Origin of the sequence: Paraburkholderia caffeinilytica, from assembly GCF_046030355.1 — a bacterium.
GTDB lineage: Bacteria > Pseudomonadota > Gammaproteobacteria > Burkholderiales > Burkholderiaceae > Paraburkholderia > Paraburkholderia caffeinilytica_B.
The window spans coordinates 1-3,486 of sequence record NZ_JAQQCQ010000054.1 but is presented as its reverse complement, the minus strand read 5'-3'; the positions used below and the strand labels follow the sequence as shown (position 1 = coordinate 3,486).

Sequence of the window (3,486 nt, the reverse complement as noted above, 5' to 3'; positions counted from 1 at the left end):
TAGAATACGCAGGCTGACTACCGTTACTACCATTCATGCGCTCAGGGTTCGAGCGATCCCTGAGCGCGGGATCGATTTAATAGTGTTGGCGTATTAATGGCCGGTTTTAAGCTGCGCCCAAAGACGGTTTTCAAGGCGCAGAATATCGGTGGGCATTGGCTTCATCAGCGTCATCTTGCTCAGTACTTCGTCGCCCGGATAAACGGTCGTATCCTGCGCGACACTCGGCGTGACGAACTGGCGCGCGGCCTTGTTCGCGGTCGGATAGAACACTTCATTCGTGATCGCGGCATTGACCTTCGGATCCGAGATGTAGTTGATCCACTTCAGCGCTGCTTCAGGATGCGGTGCGTCTTTCGGAATCACCATCACGTCGAACCACAGCAAACCGCCTTCCTTGACGTTCGAGAATTTCACCTGATACGAACGCTTGGCTTCAGCGGTACGGCGGCTGGCGATGCCTACGTCGCCGGACCATGCCACCGCGACGCAGATGTCGTTATTCGCGAGGTCGTTGATGTAGCCCGACGAATTGAATTGGGTGATATACGGCCGGACTTTCTTCAACACTTCGTACGCGGCCTGATAGTCGGCGGGGTTCGTGCTGTTCGGATCCTTATGCATGTATTGCAGGGTCGCGGCGAACACGTCGACAGCCTGATCGAGGAACGACACGCCGCAGCCTTTCAGCTTCGACAAATTGGCCGGGTCGAACACGAGCGCCCAGCTATCCACCGGCGCGTTGGCGCCGAGTGCTTTCTGGACGGCTTGCACGTTATAGCCGATACCGTCGGTACCGTAGGCCCAAGGCACACCGTACTGGTTGCCCGGATCGGCATCGCCGATCATCTTCATCAACACAGGGTCGAGGTTCGACAGGTTCGGCAGCTTCGACTTGTCGAGCTTCTGGTACACGCCAGCCTGAATCTGCTTGGCCATGTAGTTCGACGTCGGCACCACGATGTCATAACCGGAACTGCCCGCGAGCAGTTTCGCCTGCAGCGTATCGTCGCTATCGTAGTTGTCGTATTTGACCTTGATGCCGTCCTGCTTCTCGAAGTTCGGAATCGTGTCCTTCGCGATGTAGTCCGACCAGTTGTACACATTCAGTTCCGTGTCGGCCGCAAGGGCCGGCGTAACCGACAACGCCGCAAAACCCGTGAAGGCGAGAAGCGCGGCCCCCGCGACCGCATGACGAAGATGACAAACGCTCATGGTTTTTTCCCTTGATGTGAAGAACCGGCATGAGCGCGAATCGTGGGTGCGTCCATGCCGGAACGAACTGCTGTTACGAAATTCCGAGTTGTTGTGCGGTCGCGTCGATGGCTTTTTTGGCCTTCGAAACGATCTCGTCGATTTCCAGCTTATTAATAACGAGCGGCGGCGACAGCAGCATCCGGTCGCCGGTCGCGCGCATGATCAGGTTGCCGTTGAAACAGAAGTCGCGGCAGATCGTGCCGACTTCACCACCATTAGCAAAACGCTTGCGCGCTTTCGGGTCTTCTGCGAGTTGCAGACCGGCTACCAGACCCGCGCCGGAGATTTCGCCAATGATCGGATGGTTGGCAAAGGTGTCACGCAGCTTCTTCTGGAAGTACGGACCCGTGTCGGTCTTGACGCGCTCGACGATCTTCTCGTCGCGCAGCAGCTTCAGATTGGCGAGCGCCACGGCCGCGGCCACCGGGTGACCGGAGTAGGTGAGGCCGTGATTGAAGTCGCCGTTCTCGATGATCGCGCGGGCGACGCGATCATGCAGGCCGACCGCGCCCATCGGCACATAGCCGCTCGTCAGACCCTTGGCCATCGTGATCAGGTCCGGCTCGAAACCGAAGTGCTGATGCGCGAACCATTCGCCGGTCCGGCCGAAGCCGCCGATCACTTCGTCGGCGACCAGCAGGATGTCGTATTTGCGGCAAATGCGCTGGATTTCCGGCCAGTACGTCGAAGCCGGGAAAATCACGCCGCCCGCGCCCTGGAACGGCTCACCGATAAAGGCGGCCACGTTGTCGGCGCCGATTTCGAGAATCTTCGCTTCGAGCTGCTGTGCGCGGGCGAGAGCGAATTCTTCCGGCGTCAGATTGCCTTCTGCTTCGCCGAAGAAATACGGCTGGTCGATATGCACGATGTTCTCGACTTTCGAGGGCATCTGTTCGTGCATGTAGCCCATGCCGCCCAGCGAGCCACCGGCGATCGTCGAACCGTGATAGCCGTTCTTGCGCGAGATGACGAACTTCTTCGAGTGCTTGCCCTGCGTTGCCCAGTATTGATGGACGATGCGCAGCACGGTGTCGTTGCCTTCCGAGCCGCTGTTGCAATAGAAGAAGTGGTTGAACGGTTCCGGCGCGAGTTCTGCAAGCAAGGCCGACAGTTCGATCACCGGCGGATGCGTCGTTTTGAAGAAGGTGTTGTAGAAGGGCAGTTCCTGCATCTGGCGGTACGCCGCGTCGGCCAGTTCCTTGCGGCCATAACCGACGTTCACGCACCACAAACCGGCCATACCGTCGATGATCTTATTGTCGTCCGAATCCCACAGGTACACGCCCTGTGCCTTGACGATCACGCGGCTGCCGCTGCGATTGAGCGAACCCATATCCGAAAACGGATGGATGTGGTGCGCGGCGTCGAGCGCGCGGTATTCGGCGGTGCTGCGTTTTGCGGCTTGCGCTTGTGCGGCGGGTTGGGCCGGTTGGACGTAAGCGACTTCTTCTGTTCTGTAGCTCATACTGCCTCCAATTTTTTCGCGTTTGCGGGCGACGTCGTTGAAAAAAGTCTTAGACGTGCAGCAGCAAATGCCGGCGTTCCCACGAGCTGATCACGCGGAAAAACGCTTCGTATTCAGTTTCTTTCAGTGCGAGGTAAGCCTTGACGAATTTCTCGCCGAGAATCTCGGCCATCGGTTCGCACGCGCCCATCAGCGTCAGCCCCTCTTCCAGATTGCGCGGCAACTGGTAGGGCAATTCGTAACCATCGCTGAGCAGCGGCTCGGTCGGTTCCAGGTTTTGCGTCATGCCGAGATAGCCGGCAGCTAGTGTCGCGGCAATCGCCAGATACGGATTGCAGTCCACACCCGGAATGCGGTTTTCGATGCGGCGCGCAGCCGGGCCCGAATGCGGAATCCGGAAGCCCACCGTGCGGTTGTCATAACCCCACGCCACGTTGATCGGCGCCGCCATGAAGCGCGACAGGCGGCGATACGAGTTGATGTACGGCGCGAAAATCGGCATCAGTGCCGGCGTGTATTTCTGCAGGCCCGCGATATAGCCGGTGAACAGCGACGTCGGCTTGCCGTCCGCACCTGTGAACAGGTTGTGGCCGGTTTCTTCGTCCACGAGGCTCTGGTGCATGTGCATCGCCGAGCCCGGTTCGCCTTCCATCGGCTTGGCCATGAAGGTCGCGTACATCTTGTGGCGCAGTGCAGCTTCGCGCACCGTGCGCTTGAACAGGAACACGCTGTCGGCGAGTTTCAGCGGATCGCCGTGCATGAAG

General features: G+C 58.9%; 3 protein-coding genes. All 3 read right to left on the bottom strand.

Annotated features, from left to right (window positions below; genetic code table 11):
• Positions 1 to 93 precede the first annotated feature (93 nt).
• Positions 94 to 1,215, bottom strand: coding sequence for a polyamine ABC transporter substrate-binding protein (locus PQQ95_RS36465; RefSeq protein ID WP_408447228.1), 1,122 nt, complete (start codon positions 1,213 to 1,215; stop codon positions 94 to 96).
• A 73-nt stretch (positions 1,216 to 1,288) separates the two neighbouring features.
• Entirely contained in the window at positions 1,289 to 2,722 is a 1,434-nt protein-coding gene (locus PQQ95_RS36460) for an aspartate aminotransferase family protein (RefSeq protein ID WP_408447225.1), read from the bottom strand.
• Between the two features lie 49 nt (positions 2,723 to 2,771).
• The coding region (locus tag PQQ95_RS36455; protein ID WP_408447222.1) for a glutamine synthetase family protein at positions 2,772 to 3,486 on the bottom strand (715 nt) is incomplete at its 5' end.

What these genes read in the sequence shown, in the direction of transcription:
- PQQ95_RS36465 (WP_408447228.1), bottom strand. Translation starts at nt 1,215, where the DNA reads ATGAGCGTTTGTCATCTTCGTCATGCGGTCGCGGGGGCCGCGCTTCTC.
- PQQ95_RS36460 (WP_408447225.1), bottom strand. Translation starts at nt 2,722, where the DNA reads ATGAGCTACAGAACAGAAGAAGTCGCTTACGTCCAACCGGCCCAACCC.